The sequence below is a fragment of the Pedobacter punctiformis genome, from assembly GCF_027213715.1.
GTDB classification, from domain to species: Bacteria; Bacteroidota; Bacteroidia; order Sphingobacteriales; family Sphingobacteriaceae; genus Pedobacter; species Pedobacter punctiformis.
In genome coordinates this window covers 124849-142159 of the sequence record NZ_JAPWGM010000003.1, presented here as the reverse complement: position 1 = coordinate 142159, position 17311 = coordinate 124849, and the positions used below count along the sequence as shown (strand labels likewise).

Annotated in this window: 11 protein-coding genes and 2 tRNA genes; 5 read left to right on the top strand and 8 right to left on the bottom strand. The window is 33.4% G+C overall.

Translation table 11 applies throughout. The features are described 5' to 3' along the window. Positions 1–496 precede the first annotated feature (496 nt). Together O0955_RS09605 and O0955_RS09600 are read left to right on the top strand one after the other, a co-directional pair. The gene (locus O0955_RS09605; RefSeq protein WP_269427333.1) at positions 497–1582 is read left to right on the top strand and encodes an AAA family ATPase; all 1086 of its coding nucleotides are present in this window, start codon (positions 497–499) and stop codon (positions 1580–1582) included. Between the two features lie 18 nt (positions 1583–1600). Continuing rightward, on the top strand, positions 1601–3943 hold the full coding sequence (locus tag O0955_RS09600; protein ID WP_269427332.1) for a S8 family peptidase: 2343 nt from the start codon (positions 1601–1603) through the stop codon (positions 3941–3943). 259 nt (positions 3944–4202) lie between these two features. Here the strand turns inward: O0955_RS09600 and O0955_RS09595 are convergent, their stop codons facing one another. Then, entirely contained in the window at positions 4203–5423 is a 1221-nt protein-coding gene (locus tag O0955_RS09595) for a site-specific integrase (protein WP_269427331.1), read from the bottom strand. A gap of 290 nt (positions 5424–5713) precedes the next feature. Here O0955_RS09595 and O0955_RS09590 point away from each other — a divergent pair, with 290 nt between their 5' ends. After that, a complete protein-coding gene (locus tag O0955_RS09590) occupies positions 5714–8950 on the top strand; it encodes an RNA-dependent RNA polymerase family protein (protein ID WP_269427330.1) in 3237 nt (1078 codons plus the stop codon). A 488-nt stretch (positions 8951–9438) separates the two neighbouring features. On the opposite strand, the gene O0955_RS09585 is transcribed toward O0955_RS09590, so the two are convergent. The 3 genes from O0955_RS09585 to O0955_RS09575 form a co-directional block, all read right to left on the bottom strand. Next, a tRNA-Leu gene (locus tag O0955_RS09585) sits at positions 9439–9523 on the bottom strand. 51 nt (positions 9524–9574) lie between these two features. Next, positions 9575–9647, bottom strand: a tRNA-Gly gene (locus O0955_RS09580). Positions 9648–9758: 111 nt separating this feature from the next. Beyond that, complete coding sequence (locus O0955_RS09575) at positions 9759–12152, bottom strand: outer membrane beta-barrel family protein (protein WP_269427329.1); 2394 nt, start codon at positions 12150–12152, stop codon at positions 9759–9761. Between the two features lie 141 nt (positions 12153–12293). Here O0955_RS09575 and O0955_RS09570 point away from each other — a divergent pair, with 141 nt between their 5' ends. Then, a complete protein-coding gene (locus O0955_RS09570; protein ID WP_269427328.1) occupies positions 12294–13295 on the top strand; it encodes a sensor histidine kinase in 1002 nt (333 codons plus the stop codon). Continuing rightward, complete coding sequence (locus O0955_RS09565; protein ID WP_269427327.1) at positions 13292–13990, top strand: LytR/AlgR family response regulator transcription factor; 699 nt, start codon at positions 13292–13294, stop codon at positions 13988–13990. The genes O0955_RS09570 and O0955_RS09565 overlap by 4 nt, the downstream gene beginning before the upstream one ends. Before the next feature lie 50 nt (positions 13991–14040). Here the strand turns inward: O0955_RS09565 and O0955_RS09560 are convergent, their stop codons facing one another. Genes O0955_RS09560 through O0955_RS09545 form a run of 4 tightly spaced genes read right to left on the bottom strand, consistent with a single transcriptional unit; the run spans position 14041 to position 17161 of the window. Then, positions 14041–15306: a sensor histidine kinase gene (locus O0955_RS09560; RefSeq protein WP_269427326.1), complete on the bottom strand. Its 1266-nt coding sequence runs from the start codon at positions 15304–15306 to the stop codon at positions 14041–14043. Between the two features lie 45 nt (positions 15307–15351). Next, positions 15352–16026, bottom strand: a complete 675-nt coding sequence (locus tag O0955_RS09555; protein WP_269427325.1) for a response regulator transcription factor — start codon at positions 16024–16026, stop codon at positions 15352–15354. Between the two features lie 6 nt (positions 16027–16032). Further along, complete coding sequence (locus tag O0955_RS09550) at positions 16033–16878, bottom strand: hypothetical protein (RefSeq protein ID WP_269427324.1); 846 nt, start codon at positions 16876–16878, stop codon at positions 16033–16035. Positions 16879–16897: 19 nt separating this feature from the next. After that, on the bottom strand, positions 16898–17161 hold the full coding sequence (locus O0955_RS09545) for a hypothetical protein (RefSeq protein ID WP_269427323.1): 264 nt from the start codon (positions 17159–17161) through the stop codon (positions 16898–16900). Positions 17162–17311 lie beyond the last annotated feature (150 nt).

Below are 17311 nucleotides of genomic sequence, written 5' to 3'. Positions count from 1 at the left end.
TTGTAATCTACTATAAGTCAACTACTTGTGTGTCGATAAACAATAGACGCTACGAATGACGCAACCTTATAAATAGCCTCAATATTTGAACTTTCTATCAATAGACTTCACCTGCATCAAATTTCAAATACTTGAACACAATTGAATTTCCATATCATAACAAAGATACAAATCAAAAAGCATCTTTATCCAGAATTAGTCATCTGCCTATAAAGAATTTAATAAACAAATTATTGAAAAAAATGATGATGTCTTTTAGTGGTTCGAATTGATTTAAGTTTAAAAAAGATACGATTTATGGCGTTCGCTTATTGTTATTAGTAAAGAATGGAGGGGTTGAATTTTACTAAGTAATGATTGTAATCGTTTGTTTAAGTGATAGTTATTTCTTTTGATTTACGATTTTTATTATTTTGTTACGATTTTTAGGTAAATTATTACGTTTTTTGTGTCTTTTGTTACGTTATTTGTTATATTTGTATCGGAAACGAAAAATATGTACACGGAAATACTTAAAATAATAGAAGGGGGTCTCTCAAAAGATGTTAAAAAGGTTTCAAGCTATGCAAAATTATTAGCTGAAAACATAGCTAAATCTGGAGACGCTAAGTTGTCTGAAAAAATACTCAAAGTGCTTAAGGATGTTAAATCCCAAGCTGTTTATTTGGATCAACTGGTTGCTACGCCAGTCGATCAAGAAACTCGAATGAAAATTGTTGACTTTGTAATGCCTGAAGATGGAAGTATCGATATGGTATTTTCGAAACAGCTTGAAGATTCTGTACAACAATTCATAACTATAAACTCTCATAAAAACACTCTACGCGCTGCGGGGCTTGATGTGAATTCATCTTTGTTGTTATATGGCCCTCCTGGTTGCGGAAAGACGACCGTGGCAAGATATATCTCTAAAACTCTTGGACTTCCCCTTGTTGTAGCAAGATTAGATTCATTAGTGTCTTCTTTGCTTGGAAATACATCTAAGAATATTAGAAAAGTGTTTGAATTTGCAAGCAATCAACCATGTATTCTGTTTTTAGACGAATTTGATGCCATTGCAAAAGCAAGAGATGACCAGCATGAGCTTGGAGAATTGAAACGAGTTATCAATAGTTTGCTTCAAAATATTGATGAGTTTACAGAAAATAATATTTTAATAGCAGCAACCAACCATCATGAATTGTTAGATAAAGCAATTTGGCGACGATTTAATCATATTATTGAAATAGGCTTGCCTAATAAAGATGAAATTGTTGATCTTCTGAAGCTTTATCTAGGGGGGCAAGATTGCGATCTTTTGAGTGATCAGAAAAAAATGGACAAAGCTGCTTTATTAATGATTGAATTATCGCCAGCAAGTATTAAATCTATTTCTCAAAATACAATCGCAAGAAAAATCATTGAATCTAGATCTTCAATTACCTATGAAGATATTATTATGCAAGTATTTTTATTCAAACATCATGGGGCTTATACTCAAGATCAATTGATTAATTTTTTAAATAATCAAGGCGTATCTCAAAATTTGATTAAAGAGCTATGCAAAATTTCAATTAGACAAGTTAGAAATGTTTTAAAATAAATATCAGAAATTATGGACATGAAAAATTTACCTATCAAACTTTTTAAAAAGAGAGATGATATCGACGATAGAAGAACAGAAGGTGGTGGCAGTGGCGATTTGCCAAAGTGGATTCTTTCTAGACAGGAGTTGTTTGAGATGTCTACTCAATTTCTTACAGTAATTGAAAAATCCAAAGAGATACTTATCAATAGGGTCGAAAGCGACAACTTTTTGCCAGCCATCTTAAAAATTTCTTTAAAAGATAAAGCAGTTGCTAAAACACATCGAGCAGAAGTTGGTAAGATTTTTAATGTCAGTCATAAATTCAATTTCTTAGGTATGTCTGATGAATGTGACTTGTTGATAAAAGTTGACGATCTCAAAGATGCAGTTTTGATTTCACAAAATATTTCAGCGATAGATAAAAATGCTCATGGTCTCTCCGCTATAGAGAACATGGAGCTCTTCTCTCCATTTATTGAAGTAGATAGTAATGTTCTGAAAATAAGACTTATTAATTATAATAACTATAATATTAATAATATTGTGGAAGGCATGTTCATTAAATCACTCAATGAACATAAAATTGCTTACAAAAAAACCAAGTATGCAGCAGATTTGACTATTTTCAAAATTGAAAATGCAACAATTGATGTCTTAGAGGATATTAAAGGTTTTGAGGCGATGTATTCTATTACTTCTATGCCAAAATTAGGCGTTGGTCTTGATTCTGTTGATGAGGAATTTACAATTGATATCAAATACCCTAAAGATGGTGTAGAATACCCTATTGTTGGGGTGTTGGACTCAGGAATTCAAAGCATACCTCAGCTATCTCCCTGGTTAATTGCTGATTCTTATTCGTGTTATCCAGAAACTTTACTAGACAGATCACACGGAACGTTTGTGGCAGGGATAATTGTTTATGGAGATCAGTTGCAAGGAAAAAATTGGGTTGGCAACGAAGGGTGTCGCCTTTACAGCGCTGCTGTCTTTCCGGATTTAAAATTAGAATCGGTGGATGAGGATCAATTGATTGAAAACATAAGAGAAGCAATAAATAAAAGACCCGATATAAAGATTTGGAATTTTTCTGGCGGAATGCAGGATGAATGCGATCTTAATGATTTCTCCGATTTCGGTAAATTTCTTGATGATATCCAACAAACCAACGATATTGTAATTTGTAAATCCGCAGGTAATTGTCAGAATTTCAAAATACCCAAGGCTACTCAACGTATTCCAAAGTCTGCGGATTCAGTAAGATCATTAGTGGTTGGTAGTATTGCACATGAAAAAGGGATTTATGATTTAGCAGAAACGAACTGGCCTTCACCTTTTAGTAGAACAGGTTTTGGTCCTAATAATCTAGTAAAACCGGATGTAATTCATTATGGAGGTAATGCAGGGATATTACCATCTGGCTTAATGGCATCATCAGGTGTAAAATCTTTTTCTACTGGTGGAAGAACCGTAAGTAATATTGGTACAAGTTTTTCGACCCCAAGAATTACTTCTTTGGTTGCTGCTCTTGATCATAAAATAGATGAGGACTTTAATTCATTGCTATTAAAAGCTTTAATTATTCATTCTGCAAAATATCCCAATGGCGTAGATCTGCCGCCACTTGAAAAAATCAAGCACATGGGCTATGGTCTTCCTTCTGATGTGGAGGAGATTTTATACAATTCCCCCAATGAAATAACTTTGATTCTTCAAGATACTATTTCGAAAGGTAGTTTTTATGAAATTCTTGACTTCCCGTATCCGTCTGAAATGATCGAGGATGGTAAATTTTATGGCGAAATTACCATTACACTAGTTACAGCACCTTTACTAGACAACAATAATGCGACTGAGTATTGTCAGTCGAATATCGATATCTCTTTTGGGACTTATGATAGAGTTAAGGAACGAGATACAAATACACGAACTATTCTTAATGAATATGGTCCTGATGGTGCTATAAATTTGCTTCACGAAGCCAGATATAGTAAGAAACATTTAAATAATCCACTAAGTGAATTTGCTCACGAAAGGCTACTTAGGAATTATGGAAAGAAATTTCATCCTGTAAAAAAGTATGCCATAAATCTTAACGAATTGACCCAAACTAATGCGATGAATGCATTGACAGCACCTAAAAAGTGGTTTCTTAGATTAGAAGGATTATTTAGTGCATATGCAGAAGCGAGAGCTGTTATTGATGGTACTGAACTTAGTCAGGAGTTTTGTGCAATCATATCAATCAAAGATAAACGCAATAATAAAGACGTATATGATTCCGTGTCAAGACACCTTGATAGTAATAATTTTATTTCTCAAAACATTCAATTAAGAAATGAATTGAACATCCGTTATGGTAGTTCAGGAAATTAATGTGCCCTTTGCCGCAAAAATATCGAAAGAGACAGAGTGAGGTGATTCGTTAGTAATATACTGCTGAACAATACCTCACTTTACTAAACAAATCAATATAGATTCATTCATGGAAGAAGTCGAATGCAAAAAAAACTGTCGTGCTATTATTGATCAAAACATGCTGATTATAGGTAGGACTTTGCAAAAGTTAAATATTGTTAACTGACTAAAATAATTAACTGATTTTTGATCGGTTTAAGTGAATAATAATGCTCACTTATTTAGGTATTTTTAATTTATTTTTCAACGAATCCATCTCAGAAGAAATTTTCTCATCGAGGACTCTTGCATAGTGTTGGGTTTGTTTAAGCGAACGATGACCTAGCATTTTTGATACTGTTTCGATCGGTACGCCATTGCTTAAGGTTATTGTGGTTGCAAAAGTATGCCTAGCAATGTGAAAAGTTAGGTTCCTCTTTATTCCAGACAGTTCCGCAATCTCCTTTAAATATTTATTCATCTTTTGATTAGATAATACTGGCAGGACGTATTCATTACCAAGAGACAATTGCTTGTTCTTATACAATATCATAATATCTAGTGCTATTGGCAACAGGGGAATTCTTGATATCTGAGCGGTTTTTTCTCTGATAACTTCAATCCATTTATTTCCATCGATACCATCGAATAGATTGGAATACTTTAAGTTCTTAACATCAACATAAGCGAGTCCGGTATAACAACAAAAAAGAAAAATATCACGAACTGCTAAAAGGCGACTCCTTAAAATTTGACAGGTCTCAATGGCTCTTAGCTCGGCATCCTTTAGTGGGGAAACAGATATTTCTTTTGGTGAAGTTTTAAAGCCTATAAATGGATCAATATTGATCCACCCTTTTTTTTGGCAGATGATCGTAATCCGTTTGAAAAGGATCAGGTACTTTACTGTGGAGTTATAAGAACATTTCTTTTCTTTTCTTAACCAATAATAATAGTCGGATATAAAATCATAAGTAATAGCTTTAAGTTCAATATCTTTGGTGGCGGAGTTCGATTTGATGAAGCAGGAGAGGTGATTATATGCTGTTTTATACCTATGAACAGTTCTTTGTTTATATTCTATTCCGACAAGAAGTTGCATACTTTTAATATGCTCGCTAAAAACATTTAAAATTGTTCTGTTCACAGGCTCAATTCCCATAGCTACATTCATGAGGGTCTTAGCGGTGAGCTGCCGGTTATTATCAAAGAAGGCTTTTTTTGTTTGATATACTTTGGCGGTTATAGATTCAATGAATGAGTTTAATGCTGCTGCCTCTTCTTTTGTTCCAGATGCCCTACCCTTATTCTGGTTCCAATTATCGGGATTCCAGGTACGTTTTAATGAAAGTTCTTTTTGTTTTCCATCAACAGTAATCTTGATATAAACATACTTTTCATCGTTTTTTTTGTTTTTGACATTTTTCAAAAAGAACCGTAACCCGAAGCTTTTTTCCATTGTTTATCCGATAGTTTAACAGGGTTAAATATCGAAATAGTAGACAGTTTTAAAGTACCTCTTTCGAGAAGAGTTTGTTATTAAATTAGGTAAGTGACAGAAGCTTAAAAAGAAGTCAAATTCTTTCCACGAATTACGACCAAAGGACAAAAGATGATTACACTAAAATTGTAGCCTTATCATCATTTTGTAATTGTTCTTAAATTCAGACAATTATGCTATTGTATAAATTTCTTTATATTTTTATATTTCTATTAAAAAACAGAAGATTCAAATCTTAAACCCAAACTATGGCTTTTACGCTCGAAGACTTAGAGGAAGCATATTCAAAACTGCGCTCTTATATATACCATGATAATACTGATCTTTTTTTACGTAGACAACTGGTAGAATTTGAAACAGGAATTACAAAAAACCGTTTATCAGATGTTGGATTTGGCAAAAGCAAAAAATACCCTATGCCAAAAGGCATTAGAATAATTTCTTTGCAAGAAAAATTAAAATACATTAAAGACTGCCTCAATAATTATCATGAAGATTCCTCTTTTTTCGACGAACTAATAGATCAGATTGACATAAATTTTTATCCTAAAAAATTAACTCAGACTATAATTGAGCCAAATTTCATCACCAACAAAAAGTCAATTGAAAAATACACGGTTTCAAAAGTTACACCATTCATAAGTGCACCAATCGAATTGCATATCATAAGTGTTTTATGGATTAAAGAACATGGGGTTAAATTAGATGCCGAACTTGGCACAGAATGTTTAGGTAATCGTTTAATTCTGAATAAAGATAGGACTCATTTAGTTCAAGGTTCTAGTCTCTTTAAACCGTATTTTAGTCAGTATCAACGTTGGCGAGATAAGGCACTAGAACATGCCAAACACATGTTAGATCAAAAAAGGGATGTAGCATTTGTCAGTTTGGACATTAAGGAATACTTCAGTTCTGTGCAAATACCGAAGATCGAACTTTACGATGAGAATGAGCAAATTGACGACTCCTTATCTAGCTATTATAATCTAAAAACTATCTTTTTAAATACACATGTTCATTATACTGAGGTCTTTCTTGCAAAAAATAAAAACAGCAAAAACAAATCTACATATCCCTTAAACGATGATAAAGGGTATGTACTTCTTCCTATCGGACTTGTTTCTTCGTACGTACTGGCGAACTATTACTTAAAGCAATTTGACGAAAGTGTAAATAGGCATATTAAGACAGTATATTACGGACGGTATGTTGACGACCTGTTGTTTGTAATTGCCGATCCCGTACATCCGGATGACTTAAAAGATGATGAATTTACAGTTCAGAAGGATATTAATAAAAATTATACTTTTTTAGAAAAATTTATAAGTGAAAATTTTTCCCCAATATTAAGTGTTGGCTTTCATGAATTAGATGATAATACCACAAAGCAGAAAGTGATAAATATTAATGGAGCTAAATATAGATCTCTATATTGTCAAAGTGACAAATCGTTAGCCTATTTATTTGATTCAGATGAATCTCACTTGGTTATTGATAAGCTTAAAGAGGAATTGCGAGAAAGGACGAGTGAGTTTCGTGATTTTCCAGATGAAGAGGAAAGTAAAGGAACTTTTACAGATGCGGCGTACCACTTACAGTACGAAGATTCTAAAGAAAAAGTAAGAACGCTTAAAGACTATAAGGAAGATAGATTTGGGCTAACACTTTTTCTTGCAAATAAAATTTTTAGTTCTTTGAGACAAGAAGAAGAACTTTCAGATGAAGCCTGCAATAGTATTCTAAAGTTTTTTAAGTACAAGAATGCTATAGAATTTTATCGACTATGGGAAAAAATATTCACCCTCTTTCTTGTAAATAATAAACCCAAGTTTTACGTTGCCTTTTATTTGCAATGCATACAGGAAATTGACAAACTTCAAACTAATAGTGATTTGAAGAAAAATAAAGCCTCATTAAAACAGTCTTTGTCTGATTATCTAGATATTGCCAATGAAATTACGTTTTCTCTTAATCTAGCATTTTATGATCAGGCTTTTGATGTCACTAGAGAATTTGAATTTAAAACAGAAGAATGGAGTGCGGATATATTTTTCTCTATCAGTAATTACGAACCAACAAGAGCTGATGCATACTGGCGTAAACGCTTTCGTAAGGCTAATATGCTAAGACATCATTATGTAATTCACCCATTGCTTAATTATACCAAGGCATCCAGGACCGGTAAATATAAAAATTTAGTAAATCCACATATTGATTTTAGGGAGTTCGAATTGGATGAACATCTTTTAGCGAATTCTCCTCGACGCATTAAATTTTGGGAGAGTAATATGGCTCAAATCTTTGTTGAGTTAGGTATGGAGTCAAAAACCGTTGCAACAGAAAAAACAACCGATATTTTTTTACTAAATAAGATAATAGAAAATGAAATTGCAGAAGAGACCGAGCAAGATGAAGATGGCTTAGAAAGCTCACTTCAATGTATGTTAAATGAATCCTACGAATTATTCCAAAAATTAAATAGAAAACATATTCCACGATATGAATGGCAGAATGAGGGCAAGGTAAGTAGAGATAAGATATATAAAATTGAATCTGTTATTAAATCAAACAGTCCAGAAGTTTGGCTTAATGAGATAAGAGTAAACAATGATGTTATACAAGACAAATTTAAAATCGCATTCGCGAATACTCGTGTTGAAGAAGATAACATCTTAAAGGGCATAAGAGGAAAATCAAGTTTGAACAAAATTAGGATTCGAAGATTGGGAAATATAATACGGTCTGCAAGAAAAGAAAATGCCGATATTCTTTTGTTTCCGGAGTTTTTTATACCCATTGACTTATTATCTAGTATTGTTGACTATGCAAGAAAAAATGAAAAAATGGTAGTTACTGGATTAGAACATGTAACAGTAGGTAAATATGCATATAATTTTATAGTTACAATTCTTCCTGTAAATATTGGAGGAGTAAAGGATGCTGTAATAATTCCACGATTAAAAAATCATTATGCCCACGTTGAACAGCACATCATTGAAGGAAATCATATGATCGTTCCTAAACCTTCACGGTACAGGTATGACTTATGTATTTGGAACAATTTGTATTTCAGTTCATATTATTGCTTTGAATTAGCTAATATCCACCATCGAGGCCTGTGGAAAAATAAAATAGATTTGGCTATCGGTGTAGAGTGGAATAAGGATACACCGTATTACTCGAATATAGTTGAAGCGACCTCGCGAGATTTGCATTGCTTTTTTGCACAGGTGAATACAAGTCAATTTGGAGACTCTAGGCTCACACAACCAGTTGAGAGCGCACTGAAAGATATTCTCAGGCTTAAAGGGGGGGATAATGATGCATTGTTGGTTGCGACTTTTGGAACAAAAGAACTTAGGGACTTTCAAAGGCAAACATTTTCATTAACTCATCAACAAAAGCGATACAAACCTTTACCTCCTGATTTTGACATTGAATTGGTATTAAAGAGAATTAATAATAAATCGGTTTTGGATCATTAGTTAGGGCTCATTCTCTACGCAATTCAATAAATATCAAAATGTTGAGTAAAATTGAAGGAGTGAGTATTGATAAGATTAAGAGTTATAATTCAAGGAAAATAAATAATAATATATGGGTAAAGCCGAACGAATATATCAGGAACTACGAGAAAGCTTTTTCCTTTTTTTAAATAGTTTTACAGTACACCTGTTCCTTGTTTATCTATAGAAATTGTTGAAAAATAAGCAGCATTTATATTCATTTTTTATTTGGTTAATTGCATATGGGAATGAATAATCTAGGGTTGAAAATGAGTGTATTTCATTAAATAATAAGCTCTTTTTTAAGACTAAAAATCAATTCAAAAATCATCTTTTTACGTGATTTTATATAATAAAAAACCCTGTAAATATTTGACTTACAGGGTTTTAATCATTTGTTTTTATTTTTTCATGGAATCGAACTTTAGCCTTGTAAAAAGCTGATAATCAGTTCGCTAAAAAACAAGTACTCGGGGCGGGAATCGAACCCGCACGCATTTTAGGTGCACAGGATTTTAAGTCCTGCGTGTCTACCAGTTCCACCACCCGAGCAGGTGATTAACCTTTTAAAATTAAAAGCTTTTCATGAAGAAAAACTTTTAGAGCGAAAGACGAGATTCGAACTCGCGACCCCGACCTTGGCAAGGTCGTGCTCTACCAACTGAGCTACTTTCGCAGGTGCTTTAAATAAATAAAGCATGTTTCCTTTGGGGTTGCAAATATAGGAATATAAATTACAGATTCAAAAATAAATTAAAAATTATTTAAGAAATACGAACTCTCTTTTTTATTGTACCGTTCTGTTTCTTTCATCGTCATTTCCAAAATTCCTTTGTTTAGATTTTAAACTGGCATTGCCAAATTTATAACTCACAGATACTCTAAATCCCCTGGTATCGCCATAGCTTTTAATATTGTTTTTTATTCCATTGGATTTATAGGCAATTAAAGGTTTTTGGGCATTTAATAAATCTTCGCCTATAACTGTTAGCGAAAGATTTTTATTGAGAAGCAAAAATTTCATCGAAGCATCTAACATATTCATTGTTGAAATATGAAAGATTTGATAACGGCCGGGCAACTGCAAAGCATAATTTAATCCCAGAAAAACCGATTTGGATTTATTCAATGTAAAATCATTATTGGTATAAATGTATCCGTTATAGCCATCGATGGATTGTACAACGTTGATTTTTGATTTCACGTTTTGATAGTTTACATTAAATCCACTAACACTATTTAACCAAGACCATTTTTTGAAATTATAATAGGTTGAAAACCCAATCTGATAAGTGTTTGCGTAATTTAAGGAAGTGCTTTTTGTAATGTTTGTGGCAGGATTAACAATAGCAAGCTCCTGACCAAAATTTGAAACTTGCGAGAAATAGAGCGAATTTACCCAGTTTTGCTTCCTGATAAAAGAAAATTCCAGATTATCAATAAAAGACGGCTTTAGAAACGGATTTCCTTCTGAATAATAATAAGGACTTGTTTTAATTACGAAAGGATTCAGGTAATCAAAATCGGGCCTGCGGATTCTTCGGCTATAATTAAACGAAAAGGAATTATTCTCGTTTGGGACATAGGTTACATAAGCGGTAGGAAAGAGGTTGATGTAATTATTTTTATTCGTTTGACTTAGGTTTTTAGAATAACCTTCGGTTTGTGTAGCCTCCATTCGCAAACCAATTTGTGTTTCCCATTGGCTATTTAGTTTTTTATCAGTTGAAAAATACAAAGCCCCATTGTGTTCCTTATAATTAAAAATATTTGATTGATCGTTATCCTGGATTGGCGTTCCTGTTTGATTATTATAAACAACCAGGTCATTATTTGTATTGGTATAAGAAATTTTGGTCCCGAAACTGATGTTTGCCCACTTGTATGGTAATGAAACATCTATTTTTCCTGAATAATTTTTAATCTTATTGACATTGGTATTGGTTGACGAAAAGAACGTGTTTTGAATGGCATTTGACTGTGCGTCTAATTCATTTCCGGCAAAAAAACTGTAATCCTGTTTTCTGTAATTGAAATAATCGAAATCAACTGTGATATTTTTCCCTGAAGAGTCTAACGAAAACGAATGGTACCAATTGAGCGAATTCATTTCAGGTTTATTACTGGCATCTACACCCGAAGCAATATAAGAATTAACAACTGCTGTTGTATTGTTAAACCGTGTGATAAGTGGATTATTTGCCGATGTTTTATCTGTGAAGCTGCCCAGATATTTAATTCCTGTTGTCCATTTAGGGGTTAATTTGTAATCAATACCGAAACCCAAACTTAATGCATCACTTTTGGATTTATTTTTTACTTCCTGATTCCATAACTCATCAGTATAAAAAATCTGACTGTTTGAAGTCGTTAATAATTTTTGCTCGCTTTTGTTAACAGAAGCCTGCAAGGAAAGTTTATTGTGGTTGTAGTTGAACAAGCCCTGCAAATTACCACCAGCATATGTCTTTTGTATGTAAGAAGCACCAATATTTGCATTCCACGAATTGTCTTTTGCCGATTTCAGTTTGATGTTAATGAGTCCACTGTTTCCTTCTGCATCGTATTTGGCAGGCGGAGCGGTGATCACTTCTATGCTTTTGATATTGGCAGATGGGATAGATTTAAGAAAATCTGCTAAATCTTCTTGTGGTATCCTTTGCAGGCGGTCATCAATCATAACTAAAACTTCACCTTTGCCTATTATAGAAACATTATCGTTCTGAACCCTTACCGTAGGGGTTACTTTTAGTGCATCGAGAGCTGTTCCGCCACTTGCTGCAATAGAATTTTCGACATTAAAAACCAACCGGTCAACTTTTTGCTCAAGAATTTTTTTTCTGCCGCTAACGGTTACGCCCTGCAGTTCTTTAGCTTCGTTGATTTCAATATGGCCAAGATCAATATTTTGAGTTAATATAATTTCCCTTCTGATGAATTCCGTTCCGAATTGCTCTAAAATCAAACGATAATTTCCATGTTCAACGCTTATGGAAAAGTTACCTAAACTATCAGTTGGCGCTTGTTTTACCATTATGCTGTCGTTTTTAAGTAAGCTTGCATACACCAATTCGACAGGAATTTTATTTTGATTAACTACTTTACCTTTTAGTGAATACTGCTGGCCGAAAACATTGATTTGGAATACAATTGCAGCCAATAAAAAAAGAATTTGCTTCATACTTTCTGTGTTAAATTTTGCACAAAACTGAATGGAATAAATCCCTCAAACTACTTTTTTCGACAAACCCCTGCGGTTTATCTACAAACCCATTTTTATACCTCTTAGTGAATAGATACTTTTGTATAAAACAAATCGCAGATGCAGAGCAGTATAATATCAAAGAAGCAGGAATGGCTTATTCATCTTTTATTTTGGATGCTTACAGCGTATTTCACGTTTGTGCAAAATCCATTTTATTTTAAATTTGTCATTCCGGATTTATTCTACATAACCTACCTGATTGCTTTTCTGGCTACCTTTTATGTTCATTATTTGGCGGTGATGAAATGGGTTTTTAAAGCATTTCAATGGAAGAAGTTGTTGTTTGGTATGTTTGTTTCCTGTCTGCTTTTTATAGGGTTGAGGTGGTTTATAGAGCAGTTTATAACAGGAATTTTATTTCATAAAGTCAATTACATTAATCCATCCTTTACTAATTATGTTTTTGATAACCTTTATTACAGCAGTAAACCAATATTATGTAGTTCCTTTCTTTGGTTTATTATTTATTTTATTCGCCTTTTAGAGGAAAAGAAAAACACTGAAATTAAATTTCTTAAAGCGCAAATCAATCCTCATTTTGTTTTTAACACGCTAAACAATATTTATTCGATGGTTTATTTTCAATCCGATCAGTCGTTAACCGCCATTGCGAAATTGGGAGAAGTGATGCGTTTTACTACTTACTACTCTCAAAAGGAAAAAATAAATCTTACTGATGAAATAGATTACATTAAAGCATATATCGAATTGGAGCAGTTACGTCATCAGGAAAATGCCTTTGTAGATTTGAATATTAAAATAGATGATGAAAATGTTGAAATTCCACCTTATACATTATCGCCGCTGGTAGAAAATGCCTTAAAACATGGGCTGGCATCTAATCAAAATCCAATAAAAATAGAATTCAACCTTCAGTTAAAGCGCTTAACTTTTTCGGTGATAAACGAAATTGGTACCCAGAAAAAAGATAAGCTGGCAGGAATAGGTTTGGGTAATCTTAAAAAGCGATTGGAAATCTATTATCCCGGTGCACATAGCCTCACTTTAACCAACAAGAACAATAAATTCGAAGCTCAACTTCAAATTGATTTAAAATGAAAAAGAAAATAAACTGTATTATACTTGATGATGAACCTTTTGCAGTAAAGCTTATTGCTGACTATGCTTCGAAAATTCCACAGCTAAATGTTTTATACGCAGACAGCGATGTGTTTAAGGCCATAGAAGTTTTGAATACCGAAGTCGTTGATTTGATTTTTCTGGATCTTCAAATGCCCCAGCTTACCGGGATTGAATTGATGCAATTGTTTAATCAAAAACACAATTTTATTATTACTTCCGCTTATCCCGAATATGCACTGGATGTATATCAATTTAATGTGATTGACTTTTTATTAAAACCGGTTGTATTTAATCGTTTTTATCAAAGTGTAGAAAAATATAACCGCTGGCAGGAAACCTTTCAAAACGTTGAAACGGATAATTTCCTGTTTGTGAAAGCAGACCGAAAACACTACAAAATTGTCATTGATTCGATTTTATACATTGAGGGATTGAAAGACTATATCCGCATCCACACGGCCACTGAAAAAATCATTGTGCTGGAAAATATGAAAGATATTTTGGAACAACTGCCTAAAAATCAGTTTGTCCGAATCCATCGCTCATACATTATTCCATTCAATAAAATCAAGGTTATAGAAGGAAATCAAATCCAAATGATCAATGGAGAATACCTGGCTATAGGTGAAACCTACCGAAAGTTAATCGGGGAATGGCTTGATCAAAAATAAGCCTGACAACTAAATTTATTTTTCCTGAATGTTTCGGTTGTGACTTAACCTTATAACTTAAATATTATTTCAAATTTGGTTCCGGTACCCGGTTTGGATTTTACTTCTATTTCAAGATTCAGGTAAATGATAATGCTTTTAACAATAGCCAAACCCAGTCCATGTCCAGAGGTTTGAGTAGATTCAAATTTTTTAAAGCGGTCAAAAATAAATGGAAGCTGGTGTTCAGCTATTCCAATGCCGTTGTCTTCAACCTGAATAATATACTTATTGTTTTTAATATCATCAGAAATCACAATGTTCCCATTTTTGCTGTTAAATTTGATTGCATTATTAACCAGGTTATAAAAAAGCTGAAAAAGAAGATCATAGTTAACTTGCTGTAGCAAATGGTTTTTTTGTAGATTAATATTGATTTTAATGTTTTTCTCTTCTAGCCTATGCTCAATTTCCTCCTGTATTTCTGCAAAAAGTTTAGAAGGTTCAACCGTTTCCTGTTTTATAAACTGTTCATTCTCAATTCTGGATATCAGCAATAATGAACGGGATATTTTTTTCAGTCGTTCCAGTGTTCTCATCATATCAACAATATGTCTCTGATCACTTTCTGTTGTAGATTCTTCACTTAAAAGATTTTCCATTTTATTTTGAAGAATACTGATGGGGGTCATAAATTCATGCGAAGCATTGGCCGTAAATTCGCGTTCCTTATCAAAGGCCTCATTAATTTGATTCATTAAAGAAATTAATGAATCATCCAGATACCTGAAATCGGTAGTGCTGGTCTTTATTCGTGTCTGATTTTTTTTGAAAGGAAACTTTGTACTGCTGAGTCTCAATTTAATAATGTGACTCAAGGGGCGAATAAGTTGCCTGGTAAAAATCAGGTCTATAATAATGCTTAACGCAATAAGAATAACCAAAACGTAGAGCGCAAAACGCTGAAGAGAGTCGTTGTATAAATTTATGCTGGCCGTGGTTTTACCGATTTCCAGTAAATAATTTTTATTTCCGGTTTTAAAAGTAAAACTAAGTACCCGGTAGGTAAGGGTATCCTGTTCTACAATACGCTGGGTTGTTTTTATGGTATCAATACGGAGGTTTGAGGTGGTCGTTTCAAGCGAAATATATTCTTCCTTCAGCATGGTATAACTCCCATAGTTATCATCCCCCTGAAAATAATAATCCAATCCATTCTTTTTAATGTTCTGAAGTACCTTTTTCTTCTGGTTTTGGAGTGAAAAATTTGTGTAGTCTGAAGCAATCTGCCTTACCAGAAAAGGCAGCAGAAGAATGAAGAGGCCTACAATAGCCATCTTGGATCCTGTAATAAAGAGTATAAGTTTATTGGATAATTTCAATTATTTTTTGATTCTATAACCAACACCCCTTACCGTTTCCAGCCAGTCTGTTGGTTCATATACATTCAATTTTTTTCTTATGTTTTTTATGTGTGCATCAATATAATTTGAATCATAATCATCATCTGCAAAAGTGCCCCAAATATGTTCACTTAGCTGTATTCGGGTTAATACCCTGTTTTTATGTAGCAGTAAATAACTAAGCAGGTCAAATTCCTTACGGGAAAGTTCGATGAGTTGTTCTCCAAAGAAAATAAAACGCTTTTGCAACTCAATTCTGAAATTTCCAAGCAGCAGTAATTCTTCATTAACATTAAATTTTCGTCTGGCTATTGCCTGCATCCTGGATTGTAGCTCAGGAAGAAAAAATGGTTTGGCAAGATAATCATCAGCTCCGAGATCAAGGCCATTAACCCGGTCTTCAAGTTTACCTCTTGCTGTAAGAATAATGTAAGCAGCATCCGGATTATATTTCTTTGCTTTTTCAAGCAGGGTAAGTCCATCACCATCCGGCAAACCCAGGTCTATCAATATATAATCGTATTTATTCAATTTAATTTTTTCCAGTCCATCACTGAAACTGTGGGCCAAATCGCTTAAAAAAAATGCTTTTTTAAGAAAAAATTCAATTTCGTAAGCCAAAGTTTTTTCATCCTCTATGATCAATACTTTCATAATCAGTTAAAATTGATAATACATGGAAAGACCAAAAAAAGATTGATGATGATCTGCACCTGTTTCATTTTGATTTCCCAAAATCGAGAACTGGTAACTAAGTTCGGCCAAATAATGTCCTCTGCTAAAGCTTAATGGTAGTTTAAAACTATAAGCTAAAAGTTTAAAATTGGTGACTGAAGCATTTGTACTACTAATTGTATTTGAATTGATCTGGCCTTGCGCTGTCTCACTTTTACCATTTCCATTGGCTTTATCTTTCTTAATTTTTTCAATAATATAGGTCTCATAAAAATGTGTTGTTCCGGCTGTTATTTCGAATGCAGGTTCGATGGAGAGCAGATTTTTTTCATTAAACAATGTACCTAACCCGATTTCTTTTGAATTGTTCAAACTTAAAAACCAATCTTTTTCTTTACCAAAAGCATAGTCTGTACTAAAAGTGGTTTTTAGCCACGGCCAGTTATAGGTTAAAGATGCATTTATGTTGTTGGTATTTGAAGCTTGTAAAAGAGGGGAGTTGGCCGGGAAAAAAGAATGGGTAAATGAAAGGCCTCCGGTTAGCTTTTCGTTAAAGTCGTGATCATAACCTATGCCCAAATCAGTTTCTGAAAGCCCTGATCCAAAATTAAGAAGTTTATAAGCACCTGCAGAAAAATAGAAGCCAATCGGCAACCTTACCGTCGCATTAACAAGGGCATAAGGGTATTTTTCTGCAGTTACCTGCCCATAATAACTAATGTTGCTATTGTACATCGCGGCCAGCGTAACTGTGGTTTTCGTAGAATCTCGTTGGGCATATGCCTTAGATAATACCATGAAAAATAGAATAAGAAACACTGTTGTTCTCATATTTTAATAATCTGAACAGTTAAGGTCTTTTAATTTTTGGTCTGATAATTTTAATTGGTTTAACCTTAATTGCTGGCTTGATGGCTGCGGGTTTTAACTGTTTTCTGGCTTTGGGTACTTGTTTAATAGTGGGATCAATCTCAGGTTGTTGGGCTTTATCCTGTTTTTCTGAAGATTTTTTTTTCTTCTTTTCTTGTGATTGATCAGGTGCAATTGTTATTGAAGAGTCTTGAACCACGACTACATTTGGATTTAAAGGAAATGCATGATTGTTTTTATCCATCGACCATGTTTTGCCCGATAAAAATAATATAGTACTTAAAATAAATAGAAGTGGAAATACAAGCTTGATCATAAGTAAATATAATAAAGTTTGCCTCTAATGAGGCAAACTTTCAACCGGAAAAACCTATCTCAAACATACATAGTGTCC

Coding starts and splice junctions, on each gene's coding strand:
- O0955_RS09605 (WP_269427333.1), top strand. CDS start 497: ATGTACACGGAAATACTTAAAATAATAGAAGGGGGTCTCTCAAAAGAT.
- O0955_RS09600 (WP_269427332.1), top strand. CDS start 1,601: ATGAAAAATTTACCTATCAAACTTTTTAAAAAGAGAGATGATATCGAC.
- O0955_RS09595 (WP_269427331.1), bottom strand. CDS start 5,423: ATGGAAAAAAGCTTCGGGTTACGGTTCTTTTTGAAAAATGTCAAAAAC.
- O0955_RS09590 (WP_269427330.1), top strand. CDS start 5,714: ATGGCTTTTACGCTCGAAGACTTAGAGGAAGCATATTCAAAACTGCGC.
- O0955_RS09575 (WP_269427329.1), bottom strand. CDS start 12,152: ATGAAGCAAATTCTTTTTTTATTGGCTGCAATTGTATTCCAAATCAAT.
- O0955_RS09570 (WP_269427328.1), top strand. CDS start 12,294: ATGCAGAGCAGTATAATATCAAAGAAGCAGGAATGGCTTATTCATCTT.
- O0955_RS09565 (WP_269427327.1), top strand. CDS start 13,292: ATGAAAAAGAAAATAAACTGTATTATACTTGATGATGAACCTTTTGCA.
- O0955_RS09560 (WP_269427326.1), bottom strand. CDS start 15,306: ATGGCTATTGTAGGCCTCTTCATTCTTCTGCTGCCTTTTCTGGTAAGG.
- O0955_RS09555 (WP_269427325.1), bottom strand. CDS start 16,026: ATGAAAGTATTGATCATAGAGGATGAAAAAACTTTGGCTTACGAAATT.
- O0955_RS09550 (WP_269427324.1), bottom strand. CDS start 16,878: ATGAGAACAACAGTGTTTCTTATTCTATTTTTCATGGTATTATCTAAG.
- O0955_RS09545 (WP_269427323.1), bottom strand. CDS start 17,161: ATGGATAAAAACAATCATGCATTTCCTTTAAATCCAAATGTAGTCGTG.